The organism is Kineococcus aurantiacus (assembly GCF_013409345.1).
Classification (GTDB): domain Bacteria; phylum Actinomycetota; class Actinomycetes; order Actinomycetales; family Kineococcaceae; genus Kineococcus; species Kineococcus aurantiacus.
The window spans coordinates 3533891-3552346 of the sequence record NZ_JACCBB010000001.1 but is presented as its reverse complement, the minus strand read 5'-3'; the positions used below and the strand labels follow the sequence as shown (position 1 = coordinate 3552346).

Here is an 18456-nt window from a genome sequence, read left to right as displayed (position 1 = left end):
CCCGTGAGGGACGAGCACCGCGGCTACGTCGTCGCCGTCGACCAGGGCACCACCTCCACCCGGTGCATCCTCTTCGACCACGCCGGCCGCCTCGTCGCCGTCGCCCAGCGCGAGCACCGCCAGCACTACCCCCGCCCCGGCTGGGTCGAGCACGACGCCGCCGAGATCTGGCGCAACGTCGCCCGGCTCGTCCCGCAGGCCATGGCCCAGGTGGAGGCGACCCCGGCCGACGTCGTCGCGATCGGCATCGCCAACCAGCGCGAGACCGTCGTCGCGTGGGACCGGCGCACGGGCGACCCCGTGGGGCCCGCGATCGTCTGGCAGGACACCCGCACCGCCGACCTCGTCGAGGAGCTCGCCACCGACGGCGGCGCGGACCGGTTCACCGAGGTGTGCGGGCTGCCGCTGGCGACGTACTTCTCCGGTCCCCGCATCGCGTGGGTGCTGCGCCAGGACGCCGCGCTGCGCCGGCGCGCCGAGAACGGCGACGTCCTGTTCGGCACCATCGACTCCTGGCTGGTGTGGAACCTGACGGGCGGCCCGGACGGCGGCCGGCACGTCACCGACGTCACCAACGCCAGCCGCACGATGCTCATGGACCTGCGGACCCTCGACTACTCCCCCGGGATGCTGGAGGTGTTCGGGATCCCGCGCCGGGCGCTGCCGGAGATCGTCCCCAGCTCGCAGGTGTACGGCCTGGCCCGCTCGGTGGTGCCCGGCGCGCGCATCGGGGCCGCCCTCGGCGACCAGCAGGCCGCCCTGTTCGGCCAGACGTGCTTCTCCCCCGGGGAGGCCAAGTGCACGTACGGCACGGGCAGCTTCCTGCTGATGAACACCGGCTCGGAGATCACCCGGTCCTCGCACGGCCTGCTGACGACGGTCGCCCACCGCATCGGGGACGAACCGCCCGCGTACGCGCTGGAGGGGTCCATCGCCGTGACGGGCGCGCTCGTGCAGTGGTTGCGGGACAACCTGGGGCTCATCTCCACCGCCCCCGAGGTCGAGACCCTCGCGCGCACCGTCCCGGACAACGGCGGCTGCTACTTCGTGCCGGCGTTCTCGGGCCTGTTCGCCCCGCACTGGCGGGCGGAGGCGCGCGGTCTGCTCATCGGCCTGACGTCGTACGTCACGAAGGGCCACATCGCCCGCGCCGCGCTGGAGTCCACGGCCTGGCAGACCCGCGAGGTCGTCGAGGCGATGGACGCCGACTCGGGGCTGCGGCTGACGTCGCTGCGCGTCGACGGCGGCATGACGAGCAACAACCTGCTCATGCAGACCGTCGCCGACGTCCTCGACGCCCCCGTCGTGCGGCCCATGGTCAGCGAGACCGTGTCGCTGGGCGCGGCGTACGCGGCGGGGCTCGCGGTGGGTTTCTGGCCCGACACCGACGCGCTGCGCCGGCGCTGGCACCGCGCGGGGGAATGGCGGCCCGCCATGGAACCGGAGGTGCGCGAGCGCGGCTGGGAGGACTGGCAGCAGGCCGTGCAGCGGACGTTCGGCTGGATCCGCCACTGACCCGGCGGCCCACCGGCCCGACCCCCGGCCCGGCTCACCGCAGCAGGCGCGCCGCCAGCACCGCCACGTCGTCGAGGTGGTCGGGGCCGAGCACGTCGCGCAGGACCCCGTCGAGGAGCCCGGCCGGAGCCGCGGACCGGTGCGCCGCCAGCGCCGTGAGCAGCCGGCGGTTGCCGTCCCGCAGGTCCTCCCCGCGGCGCTCGACGAGGCCGTCGGTGTAGAGCAGCAGCGTGTCCCCGACGCCGAACGGCACGGTGCGCTCGGTGCGGACGGGGTCGCCCAGCACCCCCACGAGCACGTCCTGCAGGTCGTCGGCGAGCAGCTCGACGCGGCCGTCGGCCCGCAGCAGCGCCGGGGGCGGGTGACCGGCGTTGACCCAGCGCAGGTCCTGCCCGGGACCGAACCGCACGACGGCGACCGTGGCGAGCACGTCCAGGCGCAGCAGGTCCACGGCGGCGTCGAGACGGGCCAGCAGCGCGGCGGGCCCCTGCCCGCCCTCGACGGCGTAGGCCCGCAGCATGGCCCGGACCTGACCCATGCGGGCCGCGGCGTGCACGTCGTGCCCCGTGACGTCCCCGATGACGAGGGTCGTCACCCCGTCGGCGCCGACGACGGCGTCGTACCAGTCACCGCCCACCTGGTCGCCCGTGCGGGCCGGCAGGTAGCGGGCGGTCAGGTCCAGCGAGCCCAGGACCGGCAGGTCGCTCAGCATCGCCTCCTGCAGCGCCCGGGCCGTCTCGCGGCGGTCCTTCAGCTGCGCCACCTGCGCGGTGCGGCGGCCGGCGACGACGGCCGCCACGACCGCGGCCACCCCCACGACGGTGCAGCGGACGACGCTGGCGGCCAGCGGGAGGCCGTCGGCGAGCACGAGGGCGACCGTGCAGGCCAGCGCCAGGACGCCCACCCACGCCGTGTGGCGCCGGGTGCCGCCGACCGCCGTCAGGGCCGGGGCGAGGGCGAGGGTGGCGGCGATGTTCGCGTACGACCCCTCGAAGGCCCGGCCGGCGACGTCGACGACGCACAGGGCCCCGGCCGTGGCCGCGCCCAGCCCCACCCAGCGCAGCGGGGCGGCCGGGGGGCGCCCCGCGGGACCGTCCACCTCCTGGCTCGCCACCCCGCCACTCTCGCGCACCCCCGGCCCGGGCCGCACCACGGGGTCGCGCGGCCGGGCGGGCACGCGGGGCCGGTTCAGCCCGCGTGCACGCGGGGCCGCTGCGCGGGGTCGGGAACGGCGCGCCGGACCACCTCGCGGGTGACGGGCGCGACCTCGCCCACGCCCAGGAGGAGGAACCGGACGATGTTCACCAGCGGGTTCCCCTCCGACCACTCGAACCACACGTCGGGCAGGACCCCCGTCTCGTCGCGCACGGCGAGCGCCACGGCGGCCACGGAGTTCGCGACGGCCGAGCTGCGGACCGTCAGGACGCGGTGGCCGAAGCGTTCCTCCCCGTGGACGACCAGTTCGGTCTCGAAGTCGGAGGCGTCGGTCACGGTGACCTCAAGGAACACCGCGGGTTCGTCGGCGGGGATGTGCTGGTCGCGGCGTTCGTCGTACATCTTGCGGTCGTACTCCTCCGCGTCCCGCTCGTCGGGTTCGTTGGCGATGACGTTCAGCGCCCCGCGGGCGGCGGCGTCGTCGAGGAACCGCCGCGCCGTGTCGTCGAAGCGCACCCCGTCGGCGCGCAGCTCGAAGGCGCGCAGGGCGCGGGAGACCAGCGACACCGCGACGATCGCGGTGATGAAGCAGGCCGCGATCTGGACGCCCTCGGGGCGCTCGACGACGTTGGCGACCGTGGTGTAGGCGAACACGACGGCGACGACGGCGAAGAACGTGCGCGCCCGCCGCTGCCCGTGGCGGTGCGCGGACAGCGTCACCGCGACGGTCGCGGAGGTGATGAGGACCAGGACGCCGGTGGCGTACGCCCCGCCTTGCGCGTCGACGTCGGCGTCGAAGAGCCAGGTGACGAGGAAGGCCACCGCGGTGAACACCAGGACGAGCGGCCGCACGGCCCGGGCCCACTGCGGGGCCATGCCGTACCGGGGCAGGTACCGCGGGACGAGGTTCAGCAGGCCCGCCATGGCCGAGGCACCGGCGAACCACAGGATCGCGATGGTGGAGACGTCGTAGAGCGTGCCGAAACCGTTGCCGAGGTACTCGTGCGCGAGGTAGGCCAGGGCGCGGCCGTTCGCCGACCCGCCCGGCTGGAACTCCTGCGCGGGGATGAGGACGCTGGTGGCGAAGCTGGAGGCCAGCAGGAACGTGCTCATGACCAGCGCCGCGACCGTGAGCAGGGTCCGCGCCCCCGCGACGCGCCGCACCAGGCCCGGCCCGGCCGAGCCGCCCCTGATCTGCGGCATGACGAGGACACCGGTCTCGAAGCCCGACAACCCCAGCGCCAGCTGCGGGAAGACGATGAGGGCGGCCCCGACGACGGCGAGGGGCGAGCTGCCCTGCGCCAGCACGGCTTCCCACCACCGCTGCACCGAGACGGGCTGCCCCGCGACGTGGAGCACGGCGTCGGCGACGACCACGGCGTTGAGGCCCAGGAACGCCACGACGAGCACGACGGCGACGCCGATGGCCTCGGAGAAACCCCGCAGGAACACGGCGCCGAGCAGGGCGAGCAGGAACAGGGTGATCCCGAGCTGGTGGCCCTGGAGGAGCTGCGGGACGTAGGGGTTCTCCAGCGCGTGCTTGGTGGCGTCGGCGGCCGACAGCGTCATGGTGATGAGGAAGTCGGTCGCGGCGAACCCCAGCAGCGCCAGGACGAACAGCTTCCCGCCCCACCAGGGCAGGACCTTCTCCAGCATGGCGATGGACCCCTCGCCGTGCGGGCTCTCCTGCGCCACCCGCCGGTAGACCGGCAGCGCCCCGAACAGCGTCACGAGCACGAGCACGAGGGTCGCCAGCGGCGAGATGACGCCGGCGGCGAGGAAGGCGATGGCCGGCTGGTAGCCCAGGGTCGAGAAGTAGTCGACGCCGGTGAGGCACACGACCTTCCACCACGGGTGGCCGGCGTGCTCCTGCGGGGGCCGCCGGTGGGGGCCGGGCTGGTGGGCCGCGCGGTCGGCGAGGCCCTCCAGCAACCAGGAACGGGCCGACTCACGGGGTGTCACGGCCGTCATCGACGCACGGCACCCCGCACCCGGCAACCCGACCCGCCGGTCTTGACGCCACCTTGACGCCGGCCCGCCGCCGCGGCCGGCGGTTCACAGCTCGAAGCGGTACCCCATGCCCGGTTCGGTGATGAGGTGCACGGGCGAGCCCGGCACCTTCTCCAGCTTGCGGCGCAGCTGCCCCACGTACACGCGCAGGTAGTTCGTCTCGCGCCCGTACGCCGGTCCCCAGACCTCCTGCAGCAGCTGGGTCTGGCTCACCAGGCGGCCCGCGTTGGTCACCAGCACCTGCAGCAGGTGCCACTCGGTGGGGGTCAGCTTCACGGGCTCGCCGTCCCGGGTGACGGTGCGGCGGGCGAGGTCGATGTGCAGGTCGCCGACGTCGAGGACCTCCGGCGCCGCCTCCTGCACCGCGCCGCGGCGGGCCGCGGCGCGCAGCCGGGCGAGCAGCACGTCCATGGCGAAGGGCTTCGTGACGTAGTCGTCGGCGCCGGCGTCGAGGGCCTCCACGGCGTCGGCGGAGGCCGTGCGCGCCGTGAGCACGATGATGGGGACCGGGCTCCAGCCCCGGATGCCCGCGATGACCTCCAGCCCGTCGAGGTCGGGCAGGCCCAGGTCGAGCAGCACCACGTCGGGGTGGGTGGCGGCGGCGGCCTCCAGCGCCGACGCGCCGTCGGCGGCCACGGTGACGTCCCAGCCGCGGGCGGAGAGGTTGATCGACAACGCCCGCCGCAGCCCCGGTTCGTCGTCGACGACGAGCACTCGGCTCATCCGGGCCGGACCTCCGCGAGTTCGTGGACGTGACCGGCCAACGGTAGGTCCAGCACCATCGTCAGCCCCCCACCGGGGGTGTCGGCGGCGTCCAGCCGGCCCCCGACGGCCTCGGCGAGGCCGCGCGCGACGGCCAGCCCGAGCCCGAGCCCGGCCGTCGACCGGTCCCCCAGGCGCTGGAAGGGGGTGAACGCGCGCTCCTTGGCCGCGCCCGGCAGGCCCGGGCCGTGGTCGACGACGAGCAGCCGGACCGCCCGGTGCCCGTCCTCGGTGGAGACGGCCGCGTCGACCTGCACGCCGTTCCCGCCGTGCCGGACGGCGTTCTGCACGAGGTTGGCCACGACCCGCTGCAGCAGGCCCGGGTCGGTCGAGACCGGCGGGAGGTCGGCCGGGACGCGCACCTCGACGCCGGGCAGGTCGCGCACGGCCGCGTGGACGACCTCGTCGAGGTCGACGACGACGAGGTGCGGTTCGACGACGCCGCTGCGCACGCGCGTCAGGTCGAGCAGGTCGTCGATGAGCCCCTGCAACCGGTCGGCGGAGTGCCCCACCTCGGCGAGCAGCTCGTCGCGGACGTCCTCGGGCAGGTCGATGTCCTTGGCGCGCAGGCTGTCCAGCGACGCCTTCAGCGTCGCCAGCGGGGTCCGCAGGTCGTGCGAGACGGCCGTCAGCAGGGCCCCGCGCACCGCGTCGCCCTCCTCCAGCCGGCGCACCTGCGCGGCCTCGGCCCGCAACCGCTGCTTCTGCCGGACCGCCGCGATCTGCGCCGCGAACACCTCCAGCACGCGCCGGTCGTCGGCCACCAGCAACCGGCCCCGCAGGACCAGGCAGGTCAGGTCGTCGACGACCACCTCGGCGTCGGCGTCCCCGGGCTGGGTGCACACGGGGTCCCCCGTCGCCGCGGCGACCGTCCACGGCGACCGCGCGTCGGCGCGTTCGAGCAGGGTCACGGAGTCGACCGCGAAGGTCTGGCGGGTGTGCCGCATCGCCTCGGTCAGCGGGTCGGCGGCCAGCAGCGCCGTGCGGGTCAGCACCGACAGCGCCTCGGACTCGGCGCGGGAGCGCTGGGCGTCGCGGGTGCGGCGGGCCGCGGTGTCGACCGTGCTGGAGACCGCGAGCGCGACGAGCAGGAACACCGCGAGGGCGATGGCGTTGGCGGGCTGGGCGATCGTGAACTGGTGCACGGGCTCGGTGAAGAACCAGTTCACGGCCAGCCCCGCGACGAGGGCCGCCGCCAGCGCGGGCAGGACACCGCCGACGAGGGCGGCGGCCACGACCACGACGAGGAAGGCCATGAGGTCGGTCGACAGGTCCTGGTGGGGCAGCAGGACCAGCAGGCCCGTGACGGCCAGCGGGCCCAGCAGCGCGACGACCCAGCCCAGGACCCGGCGCGACCCCGGCAGCGCCGCCCCGGCGCGCCGGGGCAGCCCGAAGGGCCGGGCCTGCTGGTCGTGGGTGACGACGAGGACGTCGATCGCCCCGGCCCCCCGGACGACGCCGTCGCCGACGCTGCGCCGGAACAGGGACGCCAGGGGACGGTGCCGGCTGGCGCCCACGACGATCTGGGAGGCGTTGACGCCGCGGGCGAACTCCAGCAGCGACGTGGCGACGTCCTCGCCGACGACCTGGTGGTAGGTGCCGCCGAGCGCCTCGACGAGCTCGCGCTGCTCGGCCAGCCGGGCCGGTGAGCTGCGCACCAGGCCGTCGCCGCGGGCGACGTGGACGGCGTGCAGCTCCCCGCCGGCGCCGCGGCCGGCCAGCCGGGCGGCCCGGCGCACCAGCGTGGCGCCCTCCGCTCCCCCGGTGAGGGCGACGACGACGCGCTCGCGCGCGGGCCACGTCGCCTCGATGCCCTGCTGGGCCCGGTACCGCTCCAGCCCCTCGTCGACGCGGTCGGCCAGCCACAGCAGCGCCAGTTCGCGCAGCGCCGTGAGGTTGCCGGTGCGGAAGTAGTTCGACAGCGCCGCGTCGACCCGGTCGGCGCCGTAGACGTTGCCGTGGGAGAGCCTGCGCTGCAGCGCTTCGGGGGTCATGTCGACGAGCTGCACCTGGTCGGCCGCCCGGAGCACGGCGTCGGGGATCGTCTCGCGCTGCTCGATGCCGGTGATGTGCTCGACGACGTCGTTGAGGGACTCCAGGTGCTGGATGTTCACCGTGGAGACGACGTCGATGCCGGCGTCGAGGATCTGCTCGACGTCCTGCCAGCGCTTGGCGTGGCCGCCGGCCTCCACGACGCCGGGCGCGTTGGTGTGGGCGAGCTCGTCGACGACGACCACCTCGGGCCGGCGGCGCAGGACGGCCTCGACGTCGAGCTCGCCCACCTCGAGGCCGCGGTGGTGGGTGGTGCGGCGCGGCAGGACCTCCAGGCCCGCCAGCAGCGCCTCGGTCCGTTCGCGGCGGTGGCACTCCACGAGCCCGACGACGACGTCGGTGCCGCGGTCGAGGCGGCGGTGCGCCTCGTCGAGCGCGGCGAACGTCTTCCCGACGCCGGGGGCGGCGCCCAGGAACACCCGCAGCCGCCCCCGGCGCACCACGTCGGCGGCGGGAGCGGCGGGGGCGGGGCTCACCCGTCCAGTGTCACCCACGCGCGGCGAGGTCCCGCAGCGCCAGGTTGAGGGCGAGGACGTTGACCGTGGGCTCGCCCAGGAACCCCAGCTGCCGGCCGGCGGTGTGCTGCGCCACGAGCCCGTCCACCTGCGCGGTGCTCAGCCCGCGGGCCTGCGCGACGCGCGCCACCTGCTGGCGGGCGTACTCCGGGGAGATGTCCGGGTCGAGCCCGGACCCCGAGGCGGTGAGGGCGTCGGGGGCGACGGCGGCCGGGTCGGTGCCGTCGGCCGCGGCGACCGCCGCGCGCCGCTCCTCGACGGTCGCCAGCAGGTCGGTGCTCTCCGGGCCGAGGTTCGAGGCGCCGGAGGCCGTCGGGTCGTACCCGTCCCCGGCCGCGGAGGGGCGGGGGTGGAACCACTCGTCGCCGGTGAAGGCCTGCCCGAGGAGGCGCGACCCGACCGGGGCGCCGCCGGCGCTGACGAGCTGCCCGTCGGCGCGGCCGGGGGTGAGCCGGCCCACCGCGAACACCGCGAGCGGGTAGGCGACGCCGAGGACGAGGGTGGCGGCGAGGAGGAGCAGCAGGCCCGTGCGGGCCTGGCGCAGGAGGTTGGTGACGGTGAGGGACACGGGGATCAACCGATTCCGGGGATCTGGGAGACGAGGAGGTCGATGAGCTTGATGCCGAGGAACGGCACGACGACGCCGCCGAGGCCGTAGACCCACAGGTTGCGGCGCAGCAGGGCCGCGGCGCTGGAGGGGCGGTACCGCACCCCGCGCAGGGCCAGCGGGATGAGGGCGACGATGACGAGCGCGTTGAACACGACGGCCGAGACGATGGCCGACTCGGGGGTCGCCAGGCGCATGACGTTCAGCGCCTGCAGGCCCGGGAACGTCGTGACGAACATCGCCGGGATGATCGCGAAGTACTTCGCGATGTCGTTGGCGATGGAGAACGTCGTCAGCGCGCCGCGGGTGATGAGCAGCTGCTTGCCGATCTCGACGATCTCGATGAGCTTCGTCGGGTTGGAGTCCAGGTCGACCATGTTCCCGGCCTCCTTGGCCGCGGTCGTCCCGGTGTTCATGGCCACGCCGACGTCGGCCTGGGCCAGCGCGGGGGCGTCGTTGGTGCCGTCGCCCATCATGGCCACCAGCCGGCCGCCGGACTGCTCGCGGCGGATGAGGTCCAGCTTGTCCTCCGGGGTCGCCTCGGCCAGGACGTCGTCGACGCCGGCCTCGGCCGCGATGGCCCGGGCGGTGCGCTCGTTGTCGCCGGTCACCATGACGGTGCGGATGCCCATGGCGCGCAGCTGCTCGAACCGCTCGCGCATGCCCTCCTTAACGACGTCCTTGAGGTGGACGACGCCCAGCACCCGGGCCGTCCCGCGGGAGTTCTCCGCGACGACCAGGGGGGTCCCGCCGGCGGTGGAGACGTCCTCGACGACCTGGCCGACCTCGGCGGGCACCTCGCCGCCGAGGGTGCGCACCCAGTGGGTCGCGGCGGCCGCGGCGCCCTTGCGGACCTGCCGGGTGCCCTGCCCGGTCACCAGGTCGACGCCGGACATGCGGGTCTGGGCGGTGAAGGGCACGAACTCGGCGCCGGCCAGCTCGCCGTCCTCGCGGGCCCGCAGCCCGAACCGCTCCTTGACGAGCACGACGACGGACCGCCCCTCGGGGGTGGCGTCGGCGAGGCTGGACAGCTGCGCGGCGTCGGCGAGCTCGGCCAGGGTCACCCCGGGGGCGGCGACGAGCTCGTGCGCCTGCCGGTTCCCGAGGGTGATGGTCCCGGTCTTGTCCAGCAGCAGGGTCCCGACGTCCCCGGCGGCCTCGACCGCGCGGCCCGACACGGCCAGGACGTTGCGCTGGACGAGCCGGTCCATCCCCGCGATGCCGATGGCCGACAGGAGCGCGCCGATGGTGGTGGGGATGAGGCAGACCAGCAGCGCCACCAGCACGACCAGGCTCTGGGGCCTGCCGGAGTAGATCGCCATGGGCTGCAGGGTCACCACGGCCAGCAGGAACACCAGGGTGAGGCTGGCCAGCAGGATGTTCAGGGCGATCTCGTTGGGCGTCCGCTGCCGGGCCGACCCCTCGACGAGGGCGATCATCCGGTCGACGAAGCTCTCCCCGGGCCGGGCCGAGACCCGGACCACGACCCGGTCGGACAGGACGGTCGTGCCGCCGGTGACGGCGCTGCGGTCACCGCCGGACTCGCGGATGACGGGCGCCGACTCCCCGGTGATGGCCGACTCGTCGACGCTGGCGACGCCCTCGACGACGTCGCCGTCCCCGGGGACCGTCTCACCGGCCTCGACGACCACGAGGTCGCCGACGCGCAGCTGGGAGGACGGGACGCGGGTCTCCCGGCCGTCCTGCAGCCGGCGGGCGACGGTCTCGGAGCTGACCTTGCGCAGCGACGCGGCCTGCGCCCGGCCGCGCCCCTCGGCGACGGCCTCGGCGAGGTTGGCGAACAGCACGGTGATCCAGAGCCAGGCGACGATGACCCAGGCGAACACCGACGGGTCGGTGACGGCCAGGACCGTCGTGAGGACGGCGCCGAGCCCGACGACGAACATGACGGGGGTCTTGACCAGGTGCCGGGGGTCGAGCTTGCGGACCGCGTCCGGCAGCGACTGGACGAGCTGGCGGGGGCTGAACGCCCCGCTGGAGACGCGGTGGGGCGTCACCGGCCGCTGCGTGCCGGGTTTCTCGGTGAGGGTGGTCACGACTGGGCTCCAGAGACGGCCTCGGCGATGGGGCCGAGGGCCAGGGCGGGGAAGAACGTCAGGGCGGTCACGACGACCACGACGGCCAGGTGCATGCCGGCGAACGTGGGGGTGCGGGTCGGCAGGGTCCCGGCGGTGGCGGCCGCGGGTCTCTGCGCCGCGAACGCGCCGGCCAGCGCGAGGACGAACACCATCGGCAGGAACCGGCCGACGTAGATCGCCAGGCCGAGCGCGACGTTGTAGAACGGCGTGTTGGCGGCCAGGCCCGCGAACGCGGACCCGTTGTTGTTGGCGGCCGAGGCGAACGCGTAGAGCACCTCCGTCAGCCCGTGCGGTCCGTCGTTCAGCAGCGCCGACCGCGTGTCGGCGCTCGACAGCGCGACGGCGGTCCCGACGAGCAGCGCCGCGGGGGTCACCAGGATGTAGAGCGCGGCGCAGGTGATCTCCTTCTGCCGGATGCTCTTGCCGAGGTACTCCGGGGTGCGCCCGACCATCAGCCCGGCGACGAACACCGTGATGATCGCCAGGACGAGCATCCCGTACAGACCCGAGCCGACGCCGCCGGGGGTGACCTCGCCCATCATCATGTTGAGCATCACCATGCCGCCGCCGAGCGCGGTGTAGCTGTCGTGGAAGGAGTTCACGGCACCGGTCGAGGTGGACGTCGTCGCCGTGGCGAACAACGTCGAGGCCCACTCGCCGAACCGCGTCTCCTTGCCCTCCATCGCCGAGCCGACGGCCTGCGGGACGGTGCCGAAGCCGTGCGTCTCCGACCAGGTCGTGACGGCGAGGGAGATCCCGAACACGGCGCCCATGACGGCCAGGACGGCGTTGCCCTGGCGGCGGTCGCCCACCACGGTCCCGAACGTGCGGGGCAGGCTGAACGGGATGACGAGGATGAGCAGGATCTCGAAGAGGTTCGAGAAGGGGGTCGGGTTCTCGAAGGGGTGTGCGGAGTTCGCGTTGAAGAACCCGCCGCCGTTCGTCCCCAGCTCCTTGATGGCCTCCTGGGAGGCGATCGGACCGCCGACGATCGTCTGCGACCCACCCGCCAGCGTCGTGTACGTGGTGCCGCCGGAGAAGTTCTGCACCACCCCGGTCAGCAGCAGCACGACCGCACCGACGACGGACAGCGGCAGCATGATCCGCAGCGTCGCCCGGGTCAGGTCGACCCAGAAGTTGCCGATCGTGCCGGCGCCCCGCGAGACCAGACCGCGCACGAGCGCGACCGCGACCGCCAGGCCCACGGCGGCGGACAGGAAGTTCTGGACGGCCAGCCCGGCCATCTGCACGAGGTGCCCGACGGCGGACTCCCCGGAGTAGGACTGCCAGTTGGTGTTCGCGACGAAGGAGACGGCCGTGTTCCAGGCCTGGGTGGGTTCCATGCCCGCCATGCCCAGCGACAGCGGCAGGAAGCGCTGCAGGCGCAGGAACGCGTACAGGAACAGGATCGAGACGGTCGAGAAGCCCAGCACGCCGAGGGCGTAGGTGGGCCAGCGGACGTCGGCGTCCCCGTCGACCCGCAGCACCCGGTAGAGGCCCCGTTCGACGCGCAGGTGGCGGGCACCGGTGAGGGTCCGGGCCATGTGGTCGCCCAGCGGGACGTGGACCGCCGCCAGGACGACGACGAGCAGACCGATCTGCAGGAGCCCGGCGGTCGCGTCGCTCATCAGAACTTCTCCGGGCGCAGCAGGGCGTACAGCAGGTAACCGGCGGTCACGACGGCGAGCACGAGGCCCACCGCCGCCGTGGCGCTCACCGGCGCTCCAGGGCGCGGACCAGCAGGGCGCCGACCACGGCGAGGAGGAGGGTCAGGGCGGTGAACCCGACGTCGAGCACGAGGACTCCTGGGTGAGGTGGACTCTTTGCGGGTTCACCACACCACCGCCGCAGCGCACCACCGGCGGTCCTGACGCGTCCTTGACGCCGCCCTGACGGGTCTTGACGCGGGCTTGACGGGCCGCCGGGCGGGCCCTCAGCGCCGCGCCGGGCGCACCACCGCCAGCAGGACGGCGCCGTAGACGAGCAGCAGCTTGCGAGACATCGGTGTCCCCCTCGGACCGGCCCTCTCCCCGGGCACTCCCCCGCCGGGTGCCCCGCGTCCAGCGTGCCAGAGACCCCGGCGCGCCGGGAGGGGTTCGGCGGAGTCCCCGGGTGCGCCGGCGGCCCGGCCGTCGTGTCGGCGGCGGGTCGTAGGCTGCGCCGGTGCTCCTCGTCCACGGCCTCTGGACCCGCGGGCAGCGCCTCGCCCTGTGGGTCGAGGCGCCGCGGCGACGGCCCGGACCCGCCCGCGCCGCCGACCTCGCCGAGCTGGCCCGCACCGCCCCCCGCGCCGACGCCCTGGCCCGGGCGCTGGGTTCCCCCGCCACCGCGACGCTGCCCGTGCTGCTGCCCTGCACCCCCGCGGGCCGGCCCGCGGCCTCGGCGGGGCGCCCGCGCGCGGACCTGCGGCTGCTGCCCGTCGACCTCGCCGTCGTGGAGCTGCGCGGCGCCCGGGCGGTGGAGGTGCTCACCGAGGTCGCCGCCGGGCCGGCACCGGTGTCCGACGGGCTGCGCTGGCTGGCGCACGTCGCCGCCGGGGCCCGCCGCGCCGTCGACGCCGGGCACGTCGTGCCGGACCTGCACGGCGGCGGGGACCGCTTCACCGCCCGGTGGGTCCCCCTGCCGGACCGGTCCTTCGGCCGCTGGCGCACCGCCGTGGCCGCGGCCTGCCCGCCCGTGCTGCGCGCCGAGCGCTCACCCGGCGGTCCCGCCCAGGCCCTCGACCTGCTCGACGACGTCTGCGCCGTCGTCGTCGACGTCCTCGTCGCCGACCGCACGCGCGACGTCGTCCCGCACGACCTGCCCGAGGGGGCGGCGCTGCGGGACTGGCTGCTCGGGCTGCGCACCGGCGAGCCGCTGCCCGGCACCGGCGGCGCCGGGAACCTGCCGGCCCTGGCCCGCCGGGTCCGCGAGTGGCAGCGCAGCGGCGACGACGCCGGGTACGACGTCCTGCTGCGCGTCGTCGAACCCGATCCGCGCGAGGACGTGCCCGCCGAGCTGGCCGACGGCCACCTCGACACCACCGCCGAGGACGACCCGGCCGACCTGACCTGGCGGTTGCAGGCGCGGCTGCGCCCCCGCGACGACCCCAGCCTCGTGCTCACCCTCGACGAGGCCCGCGCCGACGCCGGGGCCGCCTCCCGCGCCGACGCGGAGGACCCGCTGCTCGTCCTGCTCACCGGCACCGCCCGCGCCGGCAGCGCCCACCCCCCGCTCAAGCGCCTCCTCGGCGGCCGCACCGACGCCGCCGCCGGCGCCGGGGTGGACCTGTCGATCGAGGAGCTGCTCGACCTCGTCGAGGACGGCGGGCCGCGGCTGGCCGCGGCCGGGATCGCGCTGCAGCTGCCCCGGCACTGGACGCGCAAGGCGCTGTCGTTCTCCCTGACCGCCTCGGCGGCCCAGCCCGGCGCGATCACCGACCCCCGCACCCGCCAGGCCGACCTGCTGGACTTCCGCTGGCAGGCCGCGCTCGGGGACTCCCCCGTCACCGAGGCCGAGCTGCTGGCCCTGGCCGCCTCGAAGTCCTCCCTCGTGCGGTTCCGCGGCGAGTGGGTCCAGGTCGACGCCGAGGCGCTGCGGCGCAGCGCCGCCTTCCTGCGCCGGCGCGGGAACGGCCGGGCCACCCTCGTCGACGTCCTCGCCGCGCTCGGTGCCGGGCGGGACCTGCCCGGCCCCGTCACCTCCGTCGACGCCCGCGGCGTCCTGGGCGACCTGCTGTCCGGCGACGCCGCGCAGCGCCTGCCCGAACTGCCCGACCCGCCCGGCCTGCGCGCGCAGCTGCGCCCCTACCAGCGCCGGGGCCTGACGTGGCTGGCGACGATGTCGCGGTGGCGGCTGGGCGCCGTGCTGGCCGACGACATGGGGCTGGGCAAGACGCTGCAGCTGCTCGCGCTGCTGGCCCACGAGCGCGACCAGGAGCCCGGCCCGACGCTGCTGGTGTGCCCCATGTCCGTCGTCGGGAACTGGGCCGCCGAGGCCGCGAGGTTCGTGCCGGGCCTGCGCGTCCACGTCCACCACGGGCCCGGCCGCGCCCGCGGCGAGGACCTCGTGGCGCTCGCCGCCGGGTGCGACCTCGTCCTCACGACGTACGGGCTCGTCGTGCGCGACGTCACCGACCTCGCCGCCGTCGCCTGGCACCGGGTGGCCCTCGACGAGGCGCAGCACGTCAAGAACGCCGGGACCCGCCAGGCCCGCGCCGTCCGCGCGATCGGCGCCGCGCACCGGGTGGCGCTGACGGGCACCCCCGTGGAGAACCGGCTGGAGGACCTGCGCGCGATCCTCGACACGACGAACCCGGGCCTGCTGGGCAGCGCCGCGAGCTTCCGCGACGCCTTCGCGGTGCCCATCGAGAAGCTGGGGCAGGAGGAACCGGCCCGGCGGCTCGCCGTCGTCACCCGGCCCTTCGTGCTGCGCCGGGTCAAGACCGACCCGGCCGTCGCCGGGGACCTGCCGGAGAAGATCGAGATGACCGTCCGGGCCAACCTCACCCCCGAGCAGGCCGCGCTGTACCGGCGGACCGTGGACGACCTCACCGAACGCCTCGCGCGCACCGGGGAGGACCCCGGCGGGATGTCCCGGCGCGGGCTGGTCCTGGCCGCCCTCACCCGCCTGAAGCAGATCTGCAACCACCCCGCGCACTTCCTCGGGGACTCCTCCGGCGTCCTGCACCGCGGCCGGCACCGCTCGGGGAAGCTGGAACTGCTCGACGACGTCGTCGCCGCCGCCCGCCAGGACGGCGAGAAGGTGCTGTGCTTCACGCAGTTCGCCGAGTTCGGCCACCTCCTGGTCCCCCACCTGTCGGACCTGACCGGCGAACCGGTCCCGTTCCTGCACGGCGGGGTGCCCCGGCGCGCGCGCGACGCGATGGTCGCCGGGTTCGCCGAGGACGACGGGCCCGGGGTCCTGCTGCTCTCGCTCAGGGCCGGCGGCACCGGGCTGAACCTCACCGCGGCCAACCACGTCGTGCACCTGGACCGGTGGTGGAACCCCGCCGTCGAGGACCAGGCGACCGACCGCGCGTTCCGCATCGGCCAGCACCGGCAGGTGCAGGTCCGCAAGTTCGTCAGCGCCGGGACGGTGGAGGAACGCGTGGACGACGTCATCACCCGCAAGCGCGGCCTCGCCGAGTCCGTCGTCGGCAGCGGCGAGGGCTGGATCACCGAGCTCGACGCGGACGCGCTGCACGACCTGGTCCGGCTCGGCGACGACGCGGTGGGTGAGTGATGGCGTTCGAGCGGTACGGGAAGCGGCGGCCGGGCGGCGGCGCCCCGCTGCGGTCCCGGCGCGGGCGGATCGCGCAGAACTGGTGGTCCCAGCGGTTCGTCGACACCCTCGAACGCAGCGGGGACCGGGGGCGGCTGCAACGCGGCCGCACCTACGCCCGCGCCGGGCAGGTCGTGGAACTGCGGGTCCGCCCCGGCGCCGCCGGCGCCCGGGTCCAGGGGTCGCGGCCCCGCCCCTACCTCGTCGAGGTGACCGTGCGGGCCTGGACGGCCTCGGAGGTCGAGGCCGTCGTCGCCACCGTCGTGGAGAACCCGCTGCTGCTCGCCCCGCTGTTCGGCGGTGACGTGCCCCCCGGCCTGGTGGACCTGCTGACCGGCATCGGGGTCGACCTGCTGCCCGCCGACCCCGAGGTCACCTACGACTGCAGCTGCCCCGACGCCTCCGAACCGTGCAAGCACGCCGCCGCCGTCGTGTACGCCCTCGCCGAGCAGCTCGACGCCGAACCCGCCACGGCCCTCACGCTGCGCGGGGTCGCGCTGCCCGACCTGCTGCGCCGCATCACCGACGCGGCCTCGGGCCCGTCCGCCCCCGTCGAGGACCTCGCCCTGCACGTCGCCGCCTTCCACCGGCTCGCCGGTGACCTGCCGGACCTGGGCGTGCGGGACCGGGTGCCCGGGCGGACCGTCGCCGACGGCCTCGACGACCTCGTGCTGGGGCCGGGGGCCGCGGGGATCGCCGACAGCCTCCGGCCCTGGTACGTGGCGGTGCGGCCCGGCGACCAGGAGGGGACGCGTGGGCAGCCCCCGGGGCGTCAGTCCCGCGCGTAGCGCTCGACGAAGCGCCGCCACACCAGCGGCGCGGAGGGAGCCGACGTCGTCCGCAACCGCGCGGCGAGGACGTCGAACTCGGCCGGGTCGAAGTACCCCTCGTCCCGGTACGCGGCGCAGCGCTGGATGAAACCCTCCGCGTCCAGCTCGGGGTGGAACTGCGTCGCGTACACGTTCTCCCCCACCCGGAACGCCTGCACCGGGCACGGCGCGGACCCCGCCAGCAGCACCGCCCCCGGCGGCGCCGCGCGCAGCGCCTCCTTGTGCCCGACGTAGGCGTCGAACGTCCCCGGCAGCCCGCCGAACACCGGGTCGGCGCGGCCGGCGGCGGTCAGCGTCACCGGGACCGTGCCGACGGGTTCGCCGTGCGCGCGGTCCACGGTGCCGCCCTGGTGGACGCCGAGGGTCCCGATGCCGTAGCAGGCGCCCAGGAACGGGACGTCGCGGGCGACGACCACCTCCAGCAGCGCGTGCAGCTCCACCTCGACGCGGCGCTGGGCGGCGGACTTGGCCCCCTCGGGGTCGGACGTGCAGTACGGGCTGCCGCCCAGGACGATCCCGGAGTACGCCCCGACGTCGAGCGCGGGCATGGGGTCCCGTTCCAGCCGAACCCGTTCCAGCTCGCCGGGGCCGAGGCCGCCGTACCGCACGAACGCGGCGAACTCGGCCTCGGCGACCGCGTCGTCGACGCGGGTGGCGAGCAGGAGGAACGGTTTCACCCGCGCACCCTAGTCCCGGCGCGGGCCGGGGAGCCCGTCAGGGCTGGACGTCGAAGTCCACGTCGACGGGGGTGCTGACCGAGGCGATCTGCGCGCCGACGCCACTGAAGGACCCCATCCAGCGGGTCGTGCGCAGCGACGTGGCCTGGAACCGGGTGAAGCCCGGCGTCTGCCCGGCGGCGCACTCGAACGGGTAGCGCTCCTGGTAGGCGTACAGCAACTGGGTGAAACTCGCGTGGGTGCGGACCTGCGCCGCCCCGGCCGGGACCTCAGCCAGGCCGTCCTGCCACTTCCAGGTCACGTCGACCATGTCGTTGCCGACCGAGCGGGTCTGCAGGAACCGCTCGCTGCCGCCGACGAGCACCCCGTCGGCCGTGAAGCAGCCCGCGTAGGCGTCGCCGGTGATCGAGGTCGCGATGGACGTGGGCTGGTTCAGCGGCGCCAGCTTCGTCACAACCGTGTCGCCCTGCACCCGGTGGGTCATCCCGGCCGCTGCGGTGAGCCGCACGTCGCGGGTGTTGTTGCCCTCGTTGGACTCCTTGATGCGGCCCGTGTCGTCGACGAACGCGCGGAGCGTGTGGGTGCCGACCGTGGCCGTCCACGTGGCCGAGCCCGCCGGGCCGCCCACGGCCGTGACCGTGGTCGACCGCCCAGGCTCCAAGGAGGCGGTGTACTGGTCGGCCCAGGTGACGAGCTTGCCGTCGACCTGGAACCCGACCCCGGCGATGGTGCCCGCGGGCGTGGCCGCGGTCCCGGTGTTCTTGATGGTGGCCGCGAACCGGACCTGCTGGCCGGCCACCGTGCCCGGCGCCACGGTCACGGCCGTGACCACCAGGTCCGGAGCGGGTGCGGCGGCGCTGACCGCGCCCGCGCCGGCGATCGAACCCACCACGACACCTGCTGCTGCCAGTGCGCGGGCAGCCTTGACGTGCTTCATCTCGTCCCCCCAGGACGTCGTCGCCCTCGTGAATC

General features: G+C 75.2%; 13 protein-coding genes. 3 read left to right on the top strand and 10 right to left on the bottom strand.

From position 1 onward, the window contains the following. Window positions 1-3: 3 nt before the first annotated feature. Window positions 4-1515, top strand: a complete 1512-nt coding sequence (gene glpK / locus BJ968_RS17130; protein WP_343078086.1) for a glycerol kinase GlpK — start codon at window positions 4-6, stop codon at window positions 1513-1515. Window positions 1516-1549: 34 nt separating this feature from the next. On the opposite strand, the gene BJ968_RS26855 is transcribed toward glpK, so the two are convergent. From BJ968_RS26855 to kdpF, 8 genes are all read right to left on the bottom strand, one after another. Then, window positions 1550-2629 (bottom strand): SpoIIE family protein phosphatase, encoded by a 1080-nt coding sequence (locus BJ968_RS26855; RefSeq protein ID WP_179753882.1) that lies wholly within the window; start codon window positions 2627-2629, stop codon window positions 1550-1552. A gap of 74 nt (window positions 2630-2703) precedes the next feature. Beyond that, window positions 2704-4641 (bottom strand): APC family permease, encoded by a 1938-nt coding sequence (locus BJ968_RS17120; protein WP_179753880.1) that lies wholly within the window; start codon window positions 4639-4641, stop codon window positions 2704-2706. Between the two features lie 84 nt (window positions 4642-4725). Next, window positions 4726-5403 (bottom strand): response regulator, encoded by a 678-nt coding sequence (locus BJ968_RS17115; RefSeq protein WP_179753878.1) that lies wholly within the window; start codon window positions 5401-5403, stop codon window positions 4726-4728. Then, window positions 5400-7934 (bottom strand): DUF4118 domain-containing protein, encoded by a 2535-nt coding sequence (locus tag BJ968_RS17110; RefSeq protein ID WP_179756897.1) that lies wholly within the window; start codon window positions 7932-7934, stop codon window positions 5400-5402. Before BJ968_RS17110 ends, BJ968_RS17115 begins: the two co-directional genes overlap by 4 nt. Before the next feature lie 46 nt (window positions 7935-7980). Then, entirely contained in the window at window positions 7981-8577 is a 597-nt protein-coding gene (gene kdpC / locus BJ968_RS17105) for a potassium-transporting ATPase subunit KdpC (RefSeq protein WP_179753876.1), read from the bottom strand. Window positions 8578-8582: 5 nt separating this feature from the next. Continuing rightward, window positions 8583-10673: a potassium-transporting ATPase subunit KdpB gene (kdpB, locus tag BJ968_RS17100; protein WP_179753874.1), complete on the bottom strand. Its 2091-nt coding sequence runs from the start codon at window positions 10671-10673 to the stop codon at window positions 8583-8585. After that, window positions 10670-12343: a potassium-transporting ATPase subunit KdpA gene (kdpA, locus tag BJ968_RS17095; RefSeq protein ID WP_179753872.1), complete on the bottom strand. Its 1674-nt coding sequence runs from the start codon at window positions 12341-12343 to the stop codon at window positions 10670-10672. The genes kdpB and kdpA overlap by 4 nt, the downstream gene beginning before the upstream one ends. Beyond that, a complete protein-coding gene (kdpF, locus tag BJ968_RS25885; RefSeq protein ID WP_170127220.1) occupies window positions 12343-12432 on the bottom strand; it encodes a K(+)-transporting ATPase subunit F in 90 nt (29 codons plus the stop codon). The genes kdpA and kdpF overlap by 1 nt, the downstream gene beginning before the upstream one ends. Window positions 12433-12878: 446 nt before the next feature. On the opposite strand from kdpF, the gene BJ968_RS17085 reads away from it, so the two are divergent. Together BJ968_RS17085 and BJ968_RS17080 are read left to right on the top strand one after the other, a co-directional pair. Continuing rightward, entirely contained in the window at window positions 12879-15938 is a 3060-nt protein-coding gene (locus BJ968_RS17085) for an SNF2-related protein (RefSeq protein ID WP_179753870.1), read from the top strand. After that, a complete protein-coding gene (locus tag BJ968_RS17080) occupies window positions 15938-16765 on the top strand; it encodes an SWIM zinc finger family protein (protein ID WP_179753868.1) in 828 nt (275 codons plus the stop codon). Before BJ968_RS17085 ends, BJ968_RS17080 begins: the two co-directional genes overlap by 1 nt. Here the strand turns inward: BJ968_RS17080 and BJ968_RS17075 are convergent. Together BJ968_RS17075 and BJ968_RS17070 are read right to left on the bottom strand one after the other, a co-directional pair. After that, window positions 16750-17484 (bottom strand): glutamine amidotransferase, encoded by a 735-nt coding sequence (locus BJ968_RS17075; protein WP_179753866.1) that lies wholly within the window; start codon window positions 17482-17484, stop codon window positions 16750-16752. The genes BJ968_RS17080 and BJ968_RS17075 overlap by 16 nt on opposite strands. 37 nt (window positions 17485-17521) lie before the next feature. Beyond that, window positions 17522-18373 (bottom strand): CARDB domain-containing protein, encoded by an 852-nt coding sequence (locus BJ968_RS17070; RefSeq protein ID WP_179753864.1) that lies wholly within the window; start codon window positions 18371-18373, stop codon window positions 17522-17524. Window positions 18374-18456 lie beyond the last annotated feature (83 nt).